The organism is Acidiphilium multivorum AIU301, assembly GCF_000202835.1.
Classification (GTDB): Bacteria; Pseudomonadota; Alphaproteobacteria; order Acetobacterales; family Acetobacteraceae; genus Acidiphilium; species Acidiphilium multivorum.
This window is the reverse complement of the sequence record NC_015186.1, coordinates 1,269,132-1,288,667: the sequence shown is the minus strand read 5'-3', so window position 1 is coordinate 1,288,667 and position 19,536 is coordinate 1,269,132. Positions and strand designations below refer to the sequence as shown.

At 68.9% G+C, this 19,536-nt stretch carries 17 protein-coding genes and 2 tRNA genes; 6 read left to right on the top strand and 13 right to left on the bottom strand.

All coding sequences use genetic code 11. The features are described 5' to 3' along the window. Window positions 1-9: 9 nt before the first annotated feature. Genes dprA through ACMV_RS05630 form a run of 5 tightly spaced genes read right to left on the bottom strand, consistent with a single transcriptional unit; the run spans window position 10 to window position 4,634 of the window. The gene (gene dprA, locus ACMV_RS05650; RefSeq protein ID WP_013639814.1) at window positions 10-1,131 is read right to left on the bottom strand and encodes a DNA-processing protein DprA; all 1,122 of its coding nucleotides are present in this window, start codon (window positions 1,129-1,131) and stop codon (window positions 10-12) included. Next, a complete protein-coding gene (gene plsY / locus ACMV_RS05645) occupies window positions 1,128-1,706 on the bottom strand; it encodes a glycerol-3-phosphate 1-O-acyltransferase PlsY (protein WP_007424319.1) in 579 nt (192 codons plus the stop codon). The genes dprA and plsY overlap by 4 nt, the downstream gene beginning before the upstream one ends. Further along, entirely contained in the window at window positions 1,703-2,989 is a 1,287-nt protein-coding gene (locus ACMV_RS05640) for a dihydroorotase (protein ID WP_007424318.1), read from the bottom strand. Before ACMV_RS05640 ends, plsY begins: the two co-directional genes overlap by 4 nt. After that, on the bottom strand, window positions 2,982-3,917 hold the full coding sequence (locus tag ACMV_RS05635; protein ID WP_013639813.1) for an aspartate carbamoyltransferase catalytic subunit: 936 nt from the start codon (window positions 3,915-3,917) through the stop codon (window positions 2,982-2,984). The genes ACMV_RS05640 and ACMV_RS05635 overlap by 8 nt, the downstream gene beginning before the upstream one ends. A 45-nt stretch (window positions 3,918-3,962) precedes the next feature. Further along, a complete protein-coding gene (locus ACMV_RS05630; RefSeq protein ID WP_013639812.1) occupies window positions 3,963-4,634 on the bottom strand; it encodes a S24 family peptidase in 672 nt (223 codons plus the stop codon). 253 nt (window positions 4,635-4,887) lie between these two features. On the opposite strand from ACMV_RS05630, the gene ACMV_RS05625 reads away from it, so the two are divergent. Both ACMV_RS05625 and ACMV_RS05620 read left to right on the top strand, forming a co-directional pair. After that, the gene (locus tag ACMV_RS05625) at window positions 4,888-5,118 is read left to right on the top strand and encodes a hypothetical protein (RefSeq protein ID WP_007424315.1); all 231 of its coding nucleotides are present in this window, start codon (window positions 4,888-4,890) and stop codon (window positions 5,116-5,118) included. An 80-nt stretch (window positions 5,119-5,198) separates the two neighbouring features. Next, a complete protein-coding gene (locus tag ACMV_RS05620; RefSeq protein WP_013639811.1) occupies window positions 5,199-5,999 on the top strand; it encodes a carbon-nitrogen hydrolase family protein in 801 nt (266 codons plus the stop codon). Window positions 6,000-6,009: 10 nt separating this feature from the next. On the opposite strand, the gene ACMV_RS05615 is transcribed toward ACMV_RS05620, so the two are convergent. Beyond that, window positions 6,010-7,218: a DNA methyltransferase gene (locus tag ACMV_RS05615; RefSeq protein ID WP_231844489.1), complete on the bottom strand. Its 1,209-nt coding sequence runs from the start codon at window positions 7,216-7,218 to the stop codon at window positions 6,010-6,012. A 235-nt stretch (window positions 7,219-7,453) separates the two neighbouring features. Between ACMV_RS05615 and ACMV_RS05610 the strand changes: the two genes are divergently transcribed. Continuing rightward, window positions 7,454-7,528, top strand: a tRNA-Thr gene (locus ACMV_RS05610). 271 nt (window positions 7,529-7,799) lie between these two features. On the opposite strand, the gene ACMV_RS05605 is transcribed toward ACMV_RS05610, so the two are convergent. The 3 genes from ACMV_RS05605 to ACMV_RS05595 form a co-directional block, all read right to left on the bottom strand. Then, window positions 7,800-8,816, bottom strand: coding sequence for a ribonucleotide-diphosphate reductase subunit beta (locus ACMV_RS05605; RefSeq protein ID WP_013639809.1), 1,017 nt, complete (start codon window positions 8,814-8,816; stop codon window positions 7,800-7,802). A 42-nt stretch (window positions 8,817-8,858) separates the two neighbouring features. Continuing rightward, window positions 8,859-10,745 (bottom strand): ribonucleoside-diphosphate reductase subunit alpha, encoded by a 1,887-nt coding sequence (locus ACMV_RS05600; RefSeq protein ID WP_007424311.1) that lies wholly within the window; start codon window positions 10,743-10,745, stop codon window positions 8,859-8,861. 278 nt (window positions 10,746-11,023) lie between these two features. Continuing rightward, window positions 11,024-12,226, bottom strand: coding sequence for a pyridoxal phosphate-dependent aminotransferase (locus ACMV_RS05595; protein WP_013639808.1), 1,203 nt, complete (start codon window positions 12,224-12,226; stop codon window positions 11,024-11,026). A gap of 141 nt (window positions 12,227-12,367) precedes the next feature. Here ACMV_RS05595 and ACMV_RS05590 point away from each other — a divergent pair. The 3 genes from ACMV_RS05590 to ACMV_RS05580 all read left to right on the top strand — a co-directional run bounded on the left by ACMV_RS05590 (window position 12,368) and on the right by ACMV_RS05580 (window position 14,318). Next, a tRNA-Gln gene (locus ACMV_RS05590) sits at window positions 12,368-12,442 on the top strand. 181 nt (window positions 12,443-12,623) lie between these two features. Next, entirely contained in the window at window positions 12,624-13,505 is an 882-nt protein-coding gene (locus tag ACMV_RS05585) for an ABC transporter permease (protein ID WP_007424309.1), read from the top strand. A gap of 3 nt (window positions 13,506-13,508) precedes the next feature. Next, window positions 13,509-14,318, top strand: coding sequence for an ABC transporter ATP-binding protein (locus tag ACMV_RS05580; RefSeq protein WP_007424308.1), 810 nt, complete (start codon window positions 13,509-13,511; stop codon window positions 14,316-14,318). Window positions 14,319-14,375: 57 nt separating this feature from the next. Here the strand turns inward: ACMV_RS05580 and ACMV_RS05575 are convergent, their stop codons facing one another. The 4 genes from ACMV_RS05575 to argH are packed head-to-tail and all read right to left on the bottom strand — an operon-like array spanning window position 14,376 to window position 19,532. Further along, on the bottom strand, window positions 14,376-16,679 hold the full coding sequence (locus ACMV_RS05575) for a DUF4175 family protein (protein WP_013639807.1): 2,304 nt from the start codon (window positions 16,677-16,679) through the stop codon (window positions 14,376-14,378). Next, a complete protein-coding gene (lysA, locus tag ACMV_RS05570) occupies window positions 16,679-17,995 on the bottom strand; it encodes a diaminopimelate decarboxylase (RefSeq protein ID WP_013639806.1) in 1,317 nt (438 codons plus the stop codon). The genes ACMV_RS05575 and lysA overlap by 1 nt, the downstream gene beginning before the upstream one ends. After that, complete coding sequence (locus tag ACMV_RS21790) at window positions 17,992-18,120, bottom strand: hypothetical protein (protein ID WP_256363794.1); 129 nt, start codon at window positions 18,118-18,120, stop codon at window positions 17,992-17,994. The genes lysA and ACMV_RS21790 overlap by 4 nt, the downstream gene beginning before the upstream one ends. After that, the gene (gene argH / locus ACMV_RS05565) at window positions 18,117-19,532 is read right to left on the bottom strand and encodes an argininosuccinate lyase (RefSeq protein WP_011941745.1); all 1,416 of its coding nucleotides are present in this window, start codon (window positions 19,530-19,532) and stop codon (window positions 18,117-18,119) included. The genes ACMV_RS21790 and argH overlap by 4 nt, the downstream gene beginning before the upstream one ends. Between the last annotated feature and the right edge of the window lie 4 nt (window positions 19,533-19,536).

Here is a 19,536-nt window from a genome sequence, read left to right as displayed (position 1 = left end):
GTATCCCGTTCAGCACTCGGAGAGCAGACAGACCCGGTTGCCCGGCAGGGTTTCGATCCGGCCGGCAAGTTCGAGCTCGGTCAGCACGGCGGTCAAGGCCGATGTGGAGAACTGGCAGTGCCTTGCCAGTTCGTCAACACTGACGGGGCTTGCGGAAAGCAGCCGGGGGATTTCGCTTCGGGCGCGGTCGAGTTCGTCGCCGGTCTCCGGCGCCGCGTCGGGCGGCTCGCCGAGGCCGGGTGGCGGGGCGGCGATTCGCGCGTCGGGGAACAGCGCGCCGGGCCGGTCGGGCAGGTTGGCGAGGATGTCGGCGGCGGATTCGGCGAGCCAGGCGCCCTGGCGGATCAGGTCATTGCCGCCGCGGGCGCGTGGGTCGAGCGGCGAGCCGGGCACGGCAAAGAGCTCGCGGCCATAGTCCAGCGCGTAGCGGGCGGTCAGCAGGCTGCCGGAGCGCAGCGCCGCCTCGATGACGACGACGCCGAGGGCAAGCCCGGCGATGATGCGGTTGCGCTTGGGGAAATGCCGGGCGAGCGGGGCGGTGCCGGGCGGCGCCTCGGCCACCACCGCGCCGGCCTCGGCGATGTGGGCCTGCAGGTCGCGGTGCTCGGGCGGATAGACCACGTCGAGCCCGCCGGGGATGGCGGCGATGGTGGTGCCCTCGCGCAGCGCCGCCTCGTGCGCCGCGGCGTCGATCCCGCGGGCGAGGCCGGAGGCCACCGGATGGCCGGCGGCGGCGAGCTCGCCGGCGATGTCCGCGGCGATCCGCCGTCCGTTGGCGGAGGCGTTGCGCGCGCCGACCACGGCGACCACCGGCCGATGGAGCAGGGCGACATCGCCCTTCACCGCGATGACCGGCGGCGCATCCGGCAGCAGGGCGAGCAGCGGCGGATAGTCGGCATCGCCGAGGAAGATCAGGCGGGCGCCGAGCGCCTCGTGCCGGTCGAGCTCGCGACGGATTTCGGCCGGCGGGGGAATCCGCAGGTTGCCCCGCCGTCCGACCTGGCGGGCGAGGGCGGGCAGCGCGTCCAGAGCCTCCCCGGGGCTGGCGAAGCGCTCGCGCAGGCGGCGGAAGGTCCGGGGCCCCACTCCCTCCGTGCGGATCAGGCGCAGAAGGGTGGCCTTGTCGCTCACGCCGAGAGCCTGATCCTCGGCTCGGTGCCGGCGCGCAGCCGCGCGATGTTGGCCCGATGCTTGAAGACGACGAGGGCGGCGATGGCGAGGGCAACCAGCGCCGCATGGCCGCGCCCGGCGAGCAGGGCGAGCAGCGGGGCGGCGGCGAAGGCGGTCAGCGCGGCGAGGGAGGAAATCTTCCGCCAGAACGCCATGGCGAGCCAGATCAGGCAGCAGGCGGCGCCGACCGGGAAGGCGAGGGCGAGCAGCACGCCGAGGCCGGTCGCCACCCCCTTGCCACCGCGAAAGCCGAGCCAGACCGGGTAGAGATGGCCGATCACCGCGAACAGCGCGGCGAGATCGGCGGCGGCGCTGCCGGCATGGCGGGCGAGCAGCACGGCGACGGCGCCCTTGCCGCCATCGAGCAGCAGGGTCAGCGCGGCGAGGCTCTTGCGCCCGGTGCGCAGCACGTTGGTCGCACCGATATTGCCCGAGCCGATCCGCCGCACATCGCCGAGCCCGGCCGCACGGGTGAGCAGCAGGCCGAACGGGATGGAGCCGAGCAGGTAGCCGAGCAGGGCGTAGGGCGCGATCATCCGTGCACCCGCCGCCCGGCCTTCCACGTGCCGGTGACCACACCCTCGACCGGCCGTCCGTCGAAGGGCGTGTTCTGCGCCTTGCCGGGCAGGGCGCCGGCCTCGATCCGCCAGGGGCGCTCGGGGGCGAAGAGGCAGAGATCGGCCGGCGCACCGCGGGCGATGCGCCCGGCATCCAGCCCGAACAGCCGCGCCGGCCGGTCGGTCAGCAGGGAGAGTGCCGCGATCAGCCCGAGCCCGCCGGACTGCACCTGCGCCAGCGTGATCGCGAGCAGCGTGGCGAGGCCGGCGCCGCCGGGCGCGGCCTCGGCGAAGGGCAGGCGCTTGTCGTCGGCGTCGCGCGGCTGGTGGTCGGAGACCACGGCGTCGATCGTGCCATCGGCCAAAGCGGCGCAGACGGCGAGGCGGTCGGCCTCGCTGCGCAGCGGCGGCGAGAGCTTCGCATAGGTGCGGAAATCGCCGATCGCGTTCTCGTTGAGGTCGAAATAGGGCGGCGCGGTGTCGCAGGTGATCGCGAGGCCCCGGCGTTTCGCGCCACGGATCAGGTCGAGCGCCTCGCCGGTCGAGACATGGGCGAAATGCACCGCGCCGCCGGTGAGTTCGGCGAGACGGATGTCGCGGGCGACCATCATCGCCTCGGCGCAGGCAGGGATTCCGGGCAGGCCCATCAGCGTCGCCCGCGCCCCGGCGGTCGCCGCACCGCCGGCGGCTAGGCTCGGCTCCTCGGGATGCTGGACGATCATGGCGCCGAAGCCGCGCGCATAGGACAGGGCGCGGCGCATCAGCCCGGCCGGGCCGATCGCCCGCGCGCCATCGGAGAAGGCGACCGCGCCGGCCGCGCGCAGCAGGCCGTATTCGGCGATCATCTCGCCCTTGCAGCCGCGCGTCGCCGCGCCGTAGGGGGCGATGGTGAGCCGCCCGGTCGCAGCCCCGGCGCCAGCCAGGGCGCGGACCAGCGCCGGGTCGTCGGTGGCGGGGATATTGTCCGGCAGCACGGCGATGGTGGTGATGCCGGCGGCATTGGCCGCCTCGGCGGCGGTGGCGATGGTCTCGCGGTATTCGTAGCCGGGCTCGCCGAGCGAGGCGCGGGCATCGACCAGGCCGGGGCAGAGGATCTGCTCGGCGGCATCGATCATCACCGCGCCGTCCGGCCGGCCGAGACCGGCGCCGAAATCGGCGATGACGCCGTCGCGGACCAGCAGGTCGCCCACCGCGTCGTGGCCGGTGGCGGGATCGACGATCCGCGCGCCGCGGATCAGCGTGTCGGGGGGCGTGTCATGCATGGGCGAGCGCCGTCCGGGCCAGCACGTCGAGCACCGCCATGCGGATGGCGACGCCCATCTCCACCTGCTCGCGGATCACCGAGCGGGTGGCGTCGTCGGCGACCTGGCTGTCGATCTCGACGCCGCGATTCATCGGGCCGGGATGCATCACCAGCGCGTCCGGCTTCGCCATCGCGAGCTTGGCGGCGTCGAGCCCGTAGAAGGTGAAGAACTCGCGCGCGCTGGGGATCAGCCCGGCGCTCATCCGCTCGGTCTGCAACCGCAGCGCCATCACGATATCGGCGTCGCGCAGGCCCTCGCGCATGTCATGGAAGACGGTGGCGCCGAACTGGTCGATGCCGGAGGGGATCAGCGTCGGCGGGCCGACGACGCGCACCCGGCTGCCCATCGCGGTGAGCAGCAGCAGGTTCGAGCGGGCGACGCGGGAATGCGCGATATCGCCGCAGATGGCGACGGTGAGGCCCGCGAGCGTGCCCTTGCTGCGGCGGATCGTCAGCGCGTCGAGCAGCGCCTGGGTCGGGTGCTCGTGCATGCCGTCGCCGGCGTTGATCACCGCCGCATCCACCTTCTGGGCGAGCAGGGCGGGCGCGCCGGAGGCCTTGTGGCGGACCACCAGCAGGTCGCAGTTCATCGCGTTCAGCGTCGCCGCGGTGTCGAGCAGGGTCTCGCCCTTGGAGACCGAGGAGGTCGAGACCGACATGTTGATCACATCGGCGCCGAGCCGCTTGCCGGCGAGCTCGAAGCTCGTGCGGGTGCGGGTGGAATCCTCGAAGAACAGGTTGATCAGCGTCCGGCCGCGCAGCACGTCCCGCCGCGTCTTGCCCGACCGGTTGAGCAGCACGTAGCTCTCGGCGAGGTCGAGCAGGGCGGAAATGTCGCGCGGGTGGAGCCCTTCGATTCCCAGGAGATGGCGCGTCGGCAACCGCATGACGGTCTCCTTACAGCCCCGCCGCGCCGGCGGGAAGAGCGCTTCCTACTGGCTGGCCCAGACGATGCGGTGAAGGGCGCCGATCTCCTCGGTCATGAAGCCGCGGGGCGGGTAGGCGGGATTGAAGCAGCCGAGATCGACCCGGGAGACGGTGCGGCGCAGCAACTGCCGGGCCATCACCTCGCCACCGGCGGTACGGATGACGACACGGTCGCCGGTGCGCACGGGGGACGCGGGCGAGACCACGATGATGTCGCCATCGCGATAGACGGGGTCCATCGAATCGCCCTGGATGGTGAGCGCGAAGGCGTGCGGATCGCCGGCGATCCCGGCATCGCCGACGGGCAGGGCGATGCGGTCCCAGCCGCCGCCGGTCGGGTTGCCGCCCTCGTCGAAGAACCCGCCCTGGCCGGCCTGCGCGAGGCTGGCCAGCGGCACGGTGCGCACCGCCGGCCGGCGCGGGCGGCTGGTGCCGGCCGGCGTCGTGCTTCTGCCGCCGACCAGGGCGGCGAAGGCCTCGATGCCGATGCTGCTGGCCGAGAGAATCTTGGCGATGCTCTCGGTCGAGGGCCAGCGCAGCCGGCCATCCGGCGTGCGGCGCTTCGAGGGATTGAAGCTGGTGGGGTCGAGCCCGGCGCTGCGGGCAAGGGCGGAAGCCGACAGCCCCCGTTGCGCCGCCAGCGCGTCAATCGCCCGCCAGATATCTTCGTGCTGCATCGTCTTGTTCTTAACGGATTTATGGGTCTTTGAAAGAAAAAATTAAGGAAAACCATGAGTTAACGCTTGCGGCGGATACAACCTCTGGTTAGTATGTTCTTGTTTCGTTCTCATGGAGCTGTCGCGATGATCTTCGCCCCGTCAGAACCGCTGAGTCCAGATGCGAAACAGAATTGGAGAATGACCGGCGAACAGGAAAAAAATTCCGGAACCGCCGGAAAGATCCGAGCCCGCTTTCAGAAGGAGACATGAAATGACTTTGACCCTGCGCAACCTTTCCGTCCTCGCCTACGCCAACGGCTTCACCCTCTGGCACTATCGCGCAGGCAACGAGGCGCTTTCCGTCCTTGAGGATGACGGGTTCTTCGGCCCGGCCGCCGACCTGATCGCGCCGGGGGACATCGTGATGGCCTCCGGTTCCCAGGGCGCGCGGATGGGTGCGATCGCCCGCCGTGGCGACCACCTCGTGCTGGCGCCGATATAGGCCGCGGCCCAAAGGGCCTGCCCGCGCCGCCCGAACGATGGACAATTGCCTCGGCGGCGCGGCGGGCCTATCCCTGTTGCATGACCGTGAACATTGCCATCTGCCAGACCGAGGGCCGTTTCGCCGATCCCGAAGCGGGGCACACCCTGCTCGGCGAGGAGGCGCGGGCCGCCGCCGCCGCCGGCGCGGATCTTCTGGTGCTCCCGGAACTGTTCCTGACCGGATACAATCTCGGCGCGGCGCGTGCGCGGGAGCTGGCGCTGGATCCGGAAGGGGAGCAAATCGGCCGGGCGAGGGCACTCGCGGCCGAGGTCGGCATCGCGCTGTGCTTCGGCTTCCCCGAGCGTGTGGGCGACGGGGTCGCGAACAGCGCGATCCTGATCGACGAGGCCGGCGGCGCGCGGCTGATCTATCGAAAGGTGCACCTGTTCGGGGATCTCGACCGCGGGATGTTCGCGCTACGGGGGGATGGATTTCCGGTTGTCGCCTGGCGGGGGCTGAGCCTGGGCCTCGCGATCTGCTATGACATCGAATTCCCCGAGACGGCGCGGATGATGGCGCTGGCGGGAGCCGACCTGATCCTGGTGCCCACGGCGCTGATGCCGCCTTATTACGTTGTGGCGGATTCGCTGGTCCCCGCCCGGGCCTATGAAAACCAGGTCTACATCGCCTATGCCAATCATTGCGGCGGCGAGCCGGGGATCGACTATATCGGCCATTCCTCGATCTGCGGGCCGGACGGCGCGGTGCTGGCCAAAGCGGGCGCCGGCCCGACGCGACTGATGGCGCGGATCGATCCCGGACACCTCGCCGAAGTGCGCCGCCGCGATCCGTTGCTGGCCGACCGGCGGCCGGTGCTCTACGGGACGATCGCGGGCTGAGGCGGGCCGTTCAGAGCCGGCGGAGCATGACGATCCGGTTGGAATTGGTTCCCCGCGTGCCGTTGCTGACGCCCCAGCAATTCGAGGTCTTGGTGAAGGTCTGAAGGTTGACCAGCACGCCAAGCCGTTGAAAGGGCAGGCCATCCGCCGCTTGCCAGACGCGCTTTTCGAGCAGCACCCGGCCGCGCCGCACCTCGCCCACCTCGAAGGCGACATGGCCGCCCGGCCGCACGAGCCGGGCCAGTTCGGCGAGCACGCGGCGCACCATTTCCGTCCAGGCGGCTTCGCTCCGGTGCAGGTCGATTGCGACCGCGCCGGGATCGATCCCGGCGAACCAGCAGCGCAGCCAGTTGTCGGCCGCATAGTCCACGACATCGAGAAACGGCGGCGAGGTGACGACCAGGGCGACCGAGCGCGCGGCCAGGCCCGGAACATGCCAGGCCGGACCGGTGTGCAGGCCAGGCGCGCCACAGGCGGGAACGGTGCCGTCGCGCAGCAGGGATTTCGATTTCCGGAGGATGAGGGCGGCGATGTCGCGCTCGGGTGGGGCGAGGCCCAGCCTTTCGTTAATCCGACGCTGCGCCGTGACGGACACGGCCTGGTTGGGCGGCATCGAGCGGCCGGAGAAGAAGCCGGGGGAGTGGCCGGTGAGCCGGTTGATCGCGACCATGCGAATCCAGTCGGCGACCGGATCGGGCCGCACGGCGCCCAGCGGGGCGCGTTCGGCGAGCCAGTCCCGCAGCGCCTCGAGGCGGGCGAGGGTCATGGGATGGTAGAAGGCCAGCAGGTCGTCGCGACGGATTTTCCCGAGCGCCCAGTCCACGCTGCGCAGCGAATCGGCGATATCATGCAGATCGATCGGCCGCAGCCGGGGGCGGCACATCAGCGCGGCAAGCGGATTGATGTCGTTGCCGGCGGCCCGGCGCTGCATCAGCGCCGCCTGCACCAGCGTTGTGCCACGGCCCATGAAGGGGTCGAACACGAGATCGCCCGGGGCAGTGAGGCGGGAAATGAAGAAGGCCGGAAGCTGTGGCTTGAAGCAGGCCCGGTAGGAAATCTCGTGGATCGCGTGGGCCTGGCGCTGGCCGGACGTCCAGAACGCGTTGATGAAATAATCGATCCCGTCCGCGCGTTCGTGGCGTGTTATGCCGTCGAAATCACGGAAGTCGAGAATTCCGTCGATGAGCGTCCGGTCGGGAAAAGGCTTCGGCAATGTCATGTTCAAGATGTCCATGAAGCCCACGGATCACTTCAGACGTGGTGAAAATCTGCGTCTTCCGGATTTCAGGTGTTCATGATCTGGCATTTGGCGAGGGCTTCTGTCCGTGGTCGCTTTTCGTGCCGCATGCAATACTGAAGCAATAGTCTTCAGCCTCCGAAGCCCGCCGGCTGGCCACCGAAGGGCACTTGACCGGAAGCCTGAACCCGGCAAAACACGGCTATTCAGACAGAACGCCGGGTTAGCACAGCGGTAGTGCAGCGGTTTTGTAAACCGAAGGTCGGGGGTTCAAATCCCTCACCCGGCACCAGCTTTTCGGACAGCGTGGGCGTCTCGACAAGGTAGGCCGCGCCTGAATCGGCGCTGCGCCCATGGCCGTGGCCGGGGCTCGGTTTCGCCCCTTCGGCGAACGGTCATGATGCATGAGACAACATCGAATTGGCCTTGAGATCGGACCATCCGACGGGGCGGTCGATAGTAACCCGGTGAGGACATGCCTCACCGGGAGATTTTTTCATGTCAGGGGGAGAGTGTTCCGGTTCGGCCCGTCTGTCTGCCCGAATGTCCCGAACACGATTTCATCATGACCAAACCTCGTCCCAGGAGCCGGCCGTCGAGGCCTTGCTGTATTCGGTCGCGCGGTTCTCGAAGAAGTTCGTGTGCTCGACGGCGTTGAGCATCTCGTCGAGCCAGGGAAGCGGATTCTTGTCGACATGGAAGAGCGGGTTGAGTCCGAGCTGGAGCAGACGGCGATCCGCGATATAGCGGATGTAGCGCTTCACCTCTTCGGCGGTCAGCCCCTCGACGGCGCCGAACTCGAAGGCGAGGTCGATGAAGGCATCCTCGTGATCGACGATGGTGGCGCAGCAGAGATAGATCTCGCGCCGCAGTTCCTCGGTCCAGATTTCCGGGTTCTCGGCGACGAAGGTACGGAACAGCTTGATCACCGAGTTGCAGTGCAGGCTCTCGTCGCGCACCGACCAGGAGACGATCTGGCCCATCCCCTTCATCTTGTTGAAGCGCGGGAAGTTCAGCAGGATCGCGAAGGAGGCGAAGAGCTGCAGCCCTTCGGTGAAGGCGCCGAAAGCGGCCAGCGTCTTGGCGATCTCGTGCTTCGAGTCGACGCTGAATTCCTGCATGTAGTCATACTTGTCCTTCATCTCCTTGTATTTGAGGAAGGCCGAGTATTCGACTTCGGGCATGCCGATCGTGTCGAGCAGGTGCGAATAGGCGGCGATATGGATCGTCTCGATGTTCGAGAAGGCCGACAGCATCATCAGCACTTCCGTCGGTTTGAACACCTGGCTGTAGTGCTTCATGTAGCAGTTGTTCACCTCGACATCCGCCTGGGTGAAGAAGCGGAAGATCTGGGTGAGCAGGTTGCGCTCGCCGGGGGTGAGGTTGCGGTGCCAGTCCTTCACGTCGTCCGCGAGGGGAACTTCCTCCGGCAGCCAGTGGACGCGCTGCTGGGTCAGCCATGCCTCGTAGGCCCAGGGGTAGCGGAACGGCTTGTAGACCGGGTTTTCCGTGAGCAAGTCGAAATGCGCGGGGGTTTCGACCGGGATGGGCGCGGCGGTATCGGCGGTGGTGACGGACATTCAGGCAGATCCTCGGAAAGACGTGGGAACGCGGCGGCCGGACTACTGGCAGGCCAGGCATTCCTCGTAATTGGTCGTGCTTGCGGCGGCGGCAACCAGCGGTGCCGGGGCCGGCGCGGTGCGGTTGGCGGCGTCGCCGTGCTCGTGGCGCTGCACCTTCTCGCTCACCGTGTCAGCGCGCTGGATCGAGAGAGAGCGGCAGTAATAGAGCGACTTCACGCCCTTCTTCCATGCCTGGAAATGGATCTGGTGCAGATCCCGCTTGTGGACATTTGCCGGCAGGAAAACGTTGATCGACTGGCTCTGGCAGATATACGGCGTGCGGTCGGCGGCGTGTTCGATCACCCAGCGCTGGTCGAGTTCGAAGGCGGTCTTGAAGACGGCCTTCTCGTCGTCGGTGAGAAAATCGAGATGCTGTACCGAGCCCTTGCTGACGGTGATGTTCGACCAGGTTTCCTCATCGTCGCGGCCCTTGGCGGCGAGGAGCTGCTGCAGGTGGCGGTTGCGCACCGAGAAACTGCCGGACAGGGTTTTCTGCAGGAAGACATTGGCGGCGATCGGCTCGATGCCGGGGCTCGAATTGCCGGCGATGATCGAGATCGAGGCGGTCGGCGCGATCGCCATCTTGTGCGAGAAGCGCTCCATCACGCCGTATTCGGCGGCGTCGGGGCAGGGGCCGCGTTCCTCGGCGAGCTTGCGCGAGGCGGCATCGGCGCCGGCGCGGATATGCCGGAAGATGCGGATGTTCCACGCCTTCGCCATCGCGCTCTCGAACGGAATGTTGAGCGACTGCAGCAGCGAGTGGAACCCCATCACGCCGAGGCCGACCGAGCGCTCGCGCATCGCGGCGTATTTGGCGCGGGCCATCGAGTCCGGCGCGCTATCGATGAAATCCTGCAAGACGTTGTCGAGGAAGCGCATCACGTCCTCGATGAACTGCGGATTGTCGTGCCATTCGAGCCATGTCTCGAGATTGATCGATGACAGGCAGCAGACGGCGGTGCGCTGCTGGCCGTGATGATCAAGGCCGGTGGGCAGGGTGATCTCGGCGCAGAGATTGGAGGTCTTTACCTCGAGGCCGGCGAGCTTGTGGTGCTCGGGCCGCGCGTTGTTCACGTGGTCGGCGAAGATGATGTAGGGCTCGCCGGTCTCGATCCTGGCGGTCAGGATGCGGATCCAGAGCGAGCGGGCGGAGACGGAGCGGACATGCGCGCCGTCCTTGGGCGAGGTGAGGGCCCACATCTCGTCCGCCTCCACGGCGCGCATGAACGCGTCGGAGACCAGGATGCCGTGATGCAGGTTGAGCGCCTTGCGGTTCGGATCGCCGCCGGTGGGGCGGCGGATCTCGATGAATTCCTCGACCTCCGGATGGGAAATCGGCAGGTAGACGGCGGCCGAACCACGGCGCAGCGAGCCCTGGCTGATCGCCAGCGTCAGGCTGTCCATCACCCGGATGAAGGGAACGACGCCCGAGGTCTTGCCGTTCTGGCCGACCTTCTCGCCGATCGAGCGCAGGTTGCCCCAATAGGAGCCGATGCCGCCGCCCTTGGAGGCGAGCCAGACATTCTCGTTCCAGAGATCGACGATGCCTTCCAGGCTGTCCGACGCCTCGTTGAGGAAGCAGGAGATCGGCAGGCCGCGCTTGGTGCCGCCGTTCGACAGCACCGGGGTCGCCGGCATGAACCAGAGCTTGCTGATGTAGTCGTAGAGCCGCTGGGCGTGCTCGGCGTCGTCGCCATAATAGGAGGCGACGCGGGCGAACAGGTCCTGATAGCTTTCGCCCGGCATCAGATAGCGGTCGTTCAGCGTCGCGCGGCCGAATTCGGTGAGCAGCGAATCGCGCGAGCGGTCGATCCTGATCTGATAACCCCCACGGATCTGCACATCGGTGTCGAGCAATGCGGGTTCGGGTCGGTTGATCGCGTTCATTGCAGTGGGGGCTCCCGTCGTTTCGGCGAAGCACATAACAACATATTGGGTAGGCATCGCGCAATCGCCACTAGATCAAGTTAATCCAAAAAAATCTCTTGCGCCGAGTCGGGCCCGGACGGTCTTATGTGTTCGTTGTTTGTTCTTATGCTAGACTTATGGCGCCGGCCCGGCAAGCGGGTGGCCGCACAATGCCGAATCGACGCAAAGGCCCGCGCGATCTGCATCGCGCGGGCCTGAAAAACCGTGGGGCGGTCGGGAGAGGCGGAAGCCGCGGTTCAGCGCAGCCCCTGGCAGAAGGTCTGGATGCGGGTGCAGGCGTCGCGCAGCGCCTCGGTCGAGGTCGCGTAGCTGACCCGGAAATAGCCGGGATAGATGAAGGCGCTGCCATGCACGGCCGCGACTCCCTGCTCTTCCAGCAGCGCCGTGACGAAGGCCTCGTCATCGACGATTTTTGTTCCGCCCGCCGAGGTCTTGCCGAGGCAGCCGGCGATCGAGGGGAAGACGTAGAACGCGCCCTCGGGCTTCGAGCAGGTGATGCCCGGGGCCTCGTTGAGCATCGCGACCACGAGATCCCGCCGCTCGCGATAGGCGGCGCGCATCACGTCGATCGCGTCCTCCGGGCCTTCCAGCGCGGCGAGGGCCGCGGCCTGGCTGACCGAGGAGGTGTTCGAGGTCGACTGGCTCTGCAGCTTGTCCATCGCCTTGATGAGCTGGACCGGCGCGCCGCAGAAGCCGATTCGCCAGCCGGTCATCGCATAGGCCTTGGAGCAGCCGTTCATCGTCACCGTGCGCTCGCGCAGCTTCGGCTCGACGCCGACGATGGTGGCCGGAGCAAAGCCGTCATAGACGAGCTTCTCGTAGATGTCGTCGGTGAACACCCAGATGTCGGGGTGGCGCAGCAGCACGTCGCAGATCGGGCGGAGGTCTTCCGCCGAATAGGCCGCCCCGGTCGGGTTCGAAGGCGAGTTCAGCATCAGCCACTTGGTCTTCGGCGTGATCGCCGCCTCGAGATCCTCGGCGCGCAGCTTGAAGCCGTTGTTCTGGCTGCAGGGGACGAAGACCGGCTTGCCCTCGGCGAGCTGGACGATGTCCGGATAGCTGACCCAGCACGGTGTCGGGATGATCACCTCGTCGCCGGCCTCGACGGTGGCGAGCATGGCGTTGAAGATGACCTGCTTGCCGCCGGTCGAGACGATGATCTCCTGCGGCGTGTAGTCGATCCCGTTGTCGCGCTTGAATTTCGCGGCGACGGCCTTGCGCAGCGCCATGGTGCCGGCGACGTCGGTATACTTGGTCTCGCCCGCCTCTATCGCGGCGATGGCGGCGCGCTTGATGTGGTCCGGCGTGTCGAAATCAGGCTCGCCGGCGGAGAGGCTGATGATGTCGCGGCCCTCGGCCTTGAGCTGGCGCGCCTTGGTCGAAATGGCGATCGTCTGGCTCGGGCTGATCCGGTTCAGGCGTGCGGCGATCAGGTTCATGTGCGATGCTCCCCGTGACAACGGCCCCGATGTAACCGAACTGCCGCGCGATGAACATGGCCCTGATGCGCGGGCCGGCACGAACTCCGCTCATGACGGGGCTTGCCGAGCGGGCGCCGACGCCATATCAACCGGGTCGAATGGGGTGTAGCCAAGCGGTAAGGCAGCGGATTTTGATTCCGCCATGCGGAGGTTCGAATCCTCCCACCCCAGCCAGGCCACGACGCGGCCTGGGCTCCGGGGATCAAACCTCAGGGAGATGAATGATATGTATCTGATTCTTAATCGGATTTGACACTATATGCTTTCTGGCGGGCTATCAGGCATCCGCTGATTCGGATATTCACGGCCGGCCCGGGCCATCGCGCCCCCTGTCGGCAGGAGCAGTGATTTCGACATGAACGACACGACACCGGCCGCGCCGGCGCTGAGCACGTTTCGCAAACAATCGCATTTCACCCTGTCGGCCGATCGCGGCTGGGGCCAGCGCGTGCGACTGGCTTCGACCGATCTGGTCGAGGGAGCAAAGCTCTGGCGCCTGATCTGGACGCTCGCCTTCTACGACATCAAGCTCCGCTATCGCGGCTCGGCGCTGGGGCCGTTCTGGCTGACCATCTCCACCGGCGTCCAGGTGGCGGCAATGGCCTTTCTCTACGGCGTGCTCTTCCGCACCGACATCCACACCTACCTGCCGTATCTCGCCATCTCGATGGTGCTCTGGACGTATCTCAACACCCTGATCTCCGAGGGCAGCACCTGCTTCTCCCAGAGCGACACGCTGATCAAGGGCACGCGGATGCCCTTCGTCGTGCATGCGGCGCGCAACGTGGTGCGCAACACGATCGTGCTCGCCCATAACCTGATCGTCATCGTCGTCGTCTTCGCGATCATGGACGTGCATCAGAGCCTGTATTCGCTGCTCGCCATCCCGGCGCTCGCCTTGTGGATGATCGACGCCGTCGCGATCTCGCTGCTGATGGGCGCGCTCTGCGCCCGCTTCCGCGACCTGCCGCAGATCATCCTGTCGGTCATGCAGATCGCCTTCTTCATCACGCCGGTGATCTGGTATGCGAAGGTGCTGAACAGCCATCCGCTCGGCAAGCTGCTCATCGAGTTCAACCCCTTCTACCCGATCCTCGAAATTCTCAGGGCGCCGCTGCTTGGCACGCCGATCAGCCTGCAGATCGGCCTCGAGGCCGTGTTCGTGTCCGCCCTTCTGGTCCTGCTCGCCGCGGTCGGCTTCGCCCGCATGCGCGGCCGCGTGGCATACTGGGTGTAAGCCATGACCCATCTGACCGCGTTCAACATTTCCGTCGACTTTCCGCTCTATCACGCGGAAAGCCGGTCGCTGAAGAAGACCCTGATCGGCCATGCCTCGTCGCGTTTCGCGCGGGACCAGCGTAGCCGGCCGGTCGTGCAGGCGCTGCGCAACATCTCCTTCTCGCTGAGGTCGGGAGACCGGCTCGGCCTGATCGGCTCGAACGGCTCGGGCAAGACCACGCTGCTGCGCGCGCTTTCCGGAATCTACCAGCCGACGGTCGGGTCGCTTTCGATGGAAGGGCGGCTGACCTCGCTGCTCGATCCCGGCCAGGGGATGAACCCCGACCTCACCGGGCGCGAGAACATCCGCCTGCGTGGCCAGTATCTCGGCCTCGCGCGTCCCGAAATCGACCGGCTCGAGGCGGATGTCGAGGATTTCTCCGAACTCGCCCAGTTCCTCGACCTGCCGGTGCGCAACTATTCCTCGGGCATGGTGGTGCGCCTCGCCTTCGCGATGGCGACGGCGTTTCCCCCCGAGATCCTGCTGATGGACGAATGGATCCTCGCCGGCGACGCCGCCTTCATGGAAAAGGCGAAGGACCGCGTCGAGGGCATGGTGCGCCATGCGGAGGTGCTTGTCCTCGCCAGTCACAGCGCCTCGATCCTCGTGGAGTGGTGCAACCGTCTGCTCTGGCTCGATGGCGGGCAGATCCGCGCCGACGGGCCGCCGATGAAGATCCTCGCCGACTACCTGCCGCCGCAGCAATACGAGGAATTGGTCGCCGCGCATGGCGAGACCGGGAGTTCCCGCCGCCTGCCCCGAAAGGACTGACCGGCCGGAAGCGGCCTTCGGCGCTCCGCCCCTCCCGCCTCCGGTCGGGGCAGGGCGTCATTCGCCGCCGAGCAGCCTGCCGTAATAGCGATGCGCTTCGGGCGGCAGGCCGGGCGCGGCGTCGCGCCGGATCAGTTCGCCCTGGATCCGCCTGGCGTCGGAATGCGCGCCGGCCTTGCCGATGCTGACCGTGCTGTCGTTCTGGTTGCCGAACTCGCCCGCGCCGCCGGCGGCATGCTGGCCGAGGCCCGAAGGCCCGCCGCCCGGCATCGCCGCCTTGCCGGGCATCGTCGCGAGGGCGTTCTGTGCCTGTTGCAGCGCCGCGATCGCTGCCCGCTCGCCGGACAGCCCGGCCCGCATGTCGCCCGCGCGGAGCGCGTTCCCGGCGCTCGCCATCGCCTGCTGGCCATGACCGAGTTGCGCCTGCCCCGGCAGTCCCGCGCCCGCCATGGCTCTGGCGGCGGATGAAAGCTGGCGGCGCAGCGCATCCTGCCGCCCGGCCAGCCCCGCCGACGGACTCGACTCTGGAATTGCCGCCTGGTTGCCGAACCTGGGCACCGTTGCCCGCTGCGCCGTCTGGTCCATCAGCCGCGCCTCCTGGCGCATGATGGAGGCGAGATGACGCGCCGCCTCCTGCTGCCGCTGCGCCGCCTGCGACTCCGAACGGGCGCTCGGGTTCTGCATCCGGTCGAGCATCTGCCGGAGTTTCGCCAGGTCCTGCCGGGCCCGGGCCGTTTCGCCCGCCGCCAGTTCGTTCTCGATCCGGTGGGCCAGACGGTCGATGGCGCTCCTCCGCGCGGCGGCGCGGGCGTCCGGCGTGCCGTGCGCGGCCTGCCTTGCCTGCATGGCGCGGTCGAGGCGCGATATCAGCCGTTCGATTGTCTGCCGGTCGGCCGGATGGCCGGCGAGGCCGCGCTTCAGCGCCTGGCGCAGTGCCTGGGCGGCTTCATCAAATTTCTGCACCGCCTTGTAGGTCGCGCCGAGTTCGGCGCGCTGGACGAGCATCCAGAGGCTGGCCTGGGCCTGGGCGTAATCCGGCGTTGCCGGCCCGAAGCCGGCGGCGAAGCGCGCGAGTGCCTTGCGCGTGCCGGGCGTAAGCGGACCCGGCGGCGCCGCGGCGAGCGCGCGGAGTCGCGCCGCGAGCACCGTGCGCCCCGGCGTGCCGAGCGCGAGGTCGTGCCGGAGGACCTCGATCGCCCGCGCGACCTGATTGTGCAGGGCGGGGGCGGGGAGTTGGAACCGCGCGGGCGAGGAGGTGCCGGTCTGGCCGTCGCGGTTCACGGCGGCCAGCGTGCCGTCCACCATCATGCCGGCGAGTGGGCTGGCGAGCAGATCAAGCCGGGCGCTGCCGGCGAATGAGGCCGCGTGCGCGGGGGGCGCTGGCAGGGCGGCATGGTCGGGCACCGCGCCCGGCGCATCCACGGGCGCCATGTCGAGGCCGAGGGCGGTGAGGCCGTAGCGGCTGGTGCCGCGCCAGGCGAGGGCCACATGCTGCCCATCACCGGCCGGCCCGGGTGGGGCGGCGAAGCCGATCCGCGGCGGGGTCGGCTCGATCACCGTGATCCGGTACCGCGCGATGCGGTTCCAGAACGGCCCGATCGTCAGCGTCGCCGTATGGTCGAGCCGGAGGCGGGCGCGGAAGCTGCCGGTCGCGATATTCGTGAAATCGAGCGCCTTGCCGGCGATCCGCGCGGCTGGCGCGGCGCTGCCCGCGCCGGTGACGACGACCGACAGGGTCGAGCCCGCGAGCGCGCGGACCTTGCCGGTTCCGGCGCCGATCAGGCGCGGCGTGGTTCCGGCCCAGCGCGGCGGGGTGATCCAGGCCTGCACGCCAAGGCCGGGGCGGGCGAAGGGCGAGGTGAAATCGACACTGGCCGCAAGCCGTGGCCCGGCCTGCGATCCGGCGGCGATCCACGCGGCGATCAGGCCGAGCAGGAGCAGGAAGCGCAGCGCGAACGGATCATGCGCCGCGAAATCCGGCCGCGGCAGGCCGACCCTTGCGGTGGCGAGCGAACGGTCGAGCCGGGCGCGGTGCGCATCCCAGAGCGGCATCGCGCCGGCCAGCGCCGGTTCGTCGCCAAGGGCGGCGAGCGGGCGGTGCGGCAGGCGGGAATCGCGCTCGATGCGGCGGTCGGCGGCCTCGGGCGCGGGCGGGCGATAGCGCCGGATCGCGTGGCGGAGCGCGAAGGCAAGGGCGATCAGGCCGGCGAGATCCGCCTTCCAGCCGCCGAATCCGGCGAGGCCGACGATGAGGAACACCGCGATCACGCAAGCGGGCAGCATCGCGGCAATGGCGACGGCCTCGATCGCCAGCACGCGGCGCGCCCGCCGCCGCAGCCGGGCGAGGCGCGCCGCCGGCATTACCGGCGCGGCGGCACGATCTCGTCGCGCCAGAGTTCATCCAGCGCCTGGCGCCGGCGGATCAGCTGCGGCGCGCCGTCGGCGATCATCACCTGGGCGGCGAAGGGGCGGCCGTTATAGGTGCTGCTCATCGTCGCGCCATAGGCCCCGGCATCGAGCAGCGCGACCAGCGCGCCGGGGGCAAGTTCTGGCAGGTCGTGGGTGCCGAAACGGTCGCTGCTCTCGCAGACCGGACCGACCACCTCGGCCGGCGCCGGGGCGCCCGCGGCATCGGCGGCGCCGACCGGGACGATGCCGTGCCGCGCGCCATAGAGCGCCGGGCGAATCAGGTCGTTCATCCCGGCATCGAGCACGACGAACCGTTCCGCTCCGGCGCGCTTGACGAGCGTCACGCGGGCGAGCAGCACGCCGGCCGGGCCGACGAGCCAGCGGCCGGGTTCGACGATCAGCTCCAGATCGTGGCCGCCGAGCACGCGGCGGACCATCGCCGCCTGCGCCGCGAAGGGGAAGGCGGTGCCATCGTCATAGGGAATGCCGAAGCCGCCGCCGAGGTCGAGGCGGCGCACCGCGAGCCCCTCGCCGCGCAGCGCCCCGATCAGGCCGAGCACGCGCCGGTAAGCCGCCTCGAAGGCGGCGGGCGCGAAGATCTGGCTGCCGATATGGGTGGAAAACCCGACCGCCTCGATGCCCGGCAGCGCCGCGGCATGGCGATACAGCGCGCCCGCGTCATCGAAGCCGATGCCGAACTTGTCGCCCTTCCGGCCGGTGCTGATCTTGTCGTGCCCGCCGGCGGCGACATCCGGGTTCACCCGCAGCGCGACCGGTGCGGCAACTCCCATCGCCGCGGCGATGCCGGAGATCATCTCCAGCTCCTCGGCGCTTTCGACATTGAGCTGGCCGATGCCGGCGGCGAGCGCGCGGCGCAGCTCGTCCTCCCGCTTGCCCACGCCGGAGAACACCATCGCCCCCGGCGCGATCCCGGCGGCCTCGGCGCGGGCGAATTCGCCGGCACTGGTCACGTCCGCCCCGGCGCCGCCGGCCCGCACCAGGCCGAGGATCGCGAGGTGGTCGTTCGCCTTCACGGCGTAGCGGATCGCCGGCGCCAGCCCCTCGCCGGCGAAGGCCGCGCGCAGGGCGGCGAGCCGCCCCTCGATCGTCGCGGCGCTGTAGACCCAGGTGGGCGTGCCGTGGGCGGCGGCGATGGACGCGAGCGGCACGTCATCGAGGCACAGCCCGTCCATCGCGTGGAACGAAAGGTTCGGCCGGGCGGCGACGAGACGGTGCCAGGCCTGGTCGCGGGTGAGGGCGTTCATCATTCGGAGGGATATTGATGCGGGTAGATCACCTGGCTCGCCGGGCCGGGCGGCGAGGGCGCGCCGGCCCGGCCGCAGGCGGCGAGAGCGGCGCAGGCGAGCAGGACGAGCAGCAGCGAGCGGGTCATGCCAGCGTCTCCTGCCAGCGCGCGGCGGCGCGGGCGACATTGTCGGGCGCGGTGCCGCCGAGGGTGCGGCGGGCGGCGACCGAGGCCTCGATGGTCAGCACATCATACACCGCCTCGGTGATCCGCGGCTCGACCTCCTGCATGACCGAGAGCGGCAGGGCGACGAGCTCGAGCCCGCGCGACTCGGCCTCGCTCACGATCCGGCCGGTGACGTGATGGGCGGTGCGGAAGGGCAGGCCGAGATCGCGCACGAGATAGTCTGCAAGATCGGTCGCGGTCGAGAAATCGGCGCCGGCCACGGATCGCATCCGCAGCACGTCCGGCATCATGTCGCGCACCATGCCGGTCATCGCGGCGAGGCAGAGTTCGGCGGCATCGGCGGCGTCGAACACCGGCTCCTTGTCCTCCTGCATGTCCTTCGCATAGGCGAGCGGCAGGCCCTTCATCACCGCGAGCAGGCCGGTGAGCGCCCCGAAGATCCGCCCGGCCTTGGCGCGGGCGAGTTCGGCGGCGTCCGGGTTGCGCTTCTGCGGCATAATCGACGAGCCGGTGGTATAGGCGTCGGACAGCCGGATGAAGCGATAGGGCGCGCTGGTCCAGATGATGATCTCCTCGGCGAAACGCGAAAGATGCATCGCGAGGATGGAGAGGGCGGAGAGGAATTCAAGCGCGAAGTCGCGGTCCGAGACCGAATCGAGCGAATTCGCGGTCGGCCGGTCGAAGCCGAGGGCGGCGGCGGTCATGCTGCGGTCGATCGGGAAGGTGGTGCCGGCGAGGGCGGCCGCGCCGAGCGGGCATTCGTTCAGCCGCCGGCGCGCATCGGCGAGGCGGCCGCGGTCGCGCGACAGCATCTCGACATAGGCGAGCAGGTGATGCCCGAGCGTCACCGGCTGGGCGGTCTGCAGATGGGTGAAGCCAGGCATGATGGTGGCCGCGTGTTCGGCCGCGCGGTCGGCCAGCGCGCGCATCAGCTCGCGCACCTGGCCGTCGAGACTGTCGATCGCGTTGCGCACCCAGAGGCGGAAATCGGTCGCCACCTGGTCGTTGCGGCTGCGCGCGGTGTGCAGCCGGCGCCCGGCCTCGCCGATGCGCGCGACCAGCCAGGCCTCGATATTGGTGTGGATGTCCTCGAGCGCGGGATCGAAGGTGAACGACCCCTCGGCGATCGCCTCGGCGATCTCGGCGAGTCCGGCGCGGATCGCCGCCTCGTCCTCGGCGGAGATGATTCCCATCGCGGCGAGCATGCCGGCATGGGCGAGGCTGCCTTCGATATCCTCCCGCCAGAGCCGCTGATCGAACCCGATCGAGGCATTGATCGCCTGCATCACGGATGCGGGACCGGCGGCAAATCGTCCGCCCCATTGCAGGCGGGATGGTTGCGTTCCGGCCTGATCGGCACCAGAATTCGTCATATTC

Excerpts from the sequence above, each read along its gene's own strand:
- plsY (WP_007424319.1), bottom strand. The coding sequence starts at position 1,706 with ATGATCGCGCCCTACGCCCTGCTCGGCTACCTGCTCGGCTCCATCCCG.
- ACMV_RS05640 (WP_007424318.1), bottom strand. The coding sequence starts at position 2,989 with ATGCATGACACGCCCCCCGACACGCTGATCCGCGGCGCGCGGATCGTC.
- ACMV_RS05635 (WP_013639813.1), bottom strand. The coding sequence starts at position 3,917 with ATGCGGTTGCCGACGCGCCATCTCCTGGGAATCGAAGGGCTCCACCCG.
- ACMV_RS05630 (WP_013639812.1), bottom strand. The coding sequence starts at position 4,634 with ATGCAGCACGAAGATATCTGGCGGGCGATTGACGCGCTGGCGGCGCAA.
- ACMV_RS05625 (WP_007424315.1), top strand. The coding sequence starts at position 4,888 with ATGACTTTGACCCTGCGCAACCTTTCCGTCCTCGCCTACGCCAACGGC.
- ACMV_RS05620 (WP_013639811.1), top strand. The coding sequence starts at position 5,199 with ATGACCGTGAACATTGCCATCTGCCAGACCGAGGGCCGTTTCGCCGAT.
- ACMV_RS05615 (WP_231844489.1), bottom strand. The coding sequence starts at position 7,218 with ATGACATTGCCGAAGCCTTTTCCCGACCGGACGCTCATCGACGGAATT.
- ACMV_RS05605 (WP_013639809.1), bottom strand. The coding sequence starts at position 8,816 with ATGTCCGTCACCACCGCCGATACCGCCGCGCCCATCCCGGTCGAAACC.
- ACMV_RS05600 (WP_007424311.1), bottom strand. The coding sequence starts at position 10,745 with ATGAACGCGATCAACCGACCCGAACCCGCATTGCTCGACACCGATGTG.
- ACMV_RS05595 (WP_013639808.1), bottom strand. The coding sequence starts at position 12,226 with ATGAACCTGATCGCCGCACGCCTGAACCGGATCAGCCCGAGCCAGACG.
- ACMV_RS05585 (WP_007424309.1), top strand. The coding sequence starts at position 12,624 with ATGAACGACACGACACCGGCCGCGCCGGCGCTGAGCACGTTTCGCAAA.
- ACMV_RS05580 (WP_007424308.1), top strand. The coding sequence starts at position 13,509 with ATGACCCATCTGACCGCGTTCAACATTTCCGTCGACTTTCCGCTCTAT.
- ACMV_RS05575 (WP_013639807.1), bottom strand. The coding sequence starts at position 16,679 with ATGCCGGCGGCGCGCCTCGCCCGGCTGCGGCGGCGGGCGCGCCGCGTG.
- lysA (WP_013639806.1), bottom strand. The coding sequence starts at position 17,995 with ATGATGAACGCCCTCACCCGCGACCAGGCCTGGCACCGTCTCGTCGCC.
- ACMV_RS21790 (WP_256363794.1), bottom strand. The coding sequence starts at position 18,120 with ATGACCCGCTCGCTGCTGCTCGTCCTGCTCGCCTGCGCCGCTCTCGCC.
- argH (WP_011941745.1), bottom strand. The coding sequence starts at position 19,532 with ATGACGAATTCTGGTGCCGATCAGGCCGGAACGCAACCATCCCGCCTG.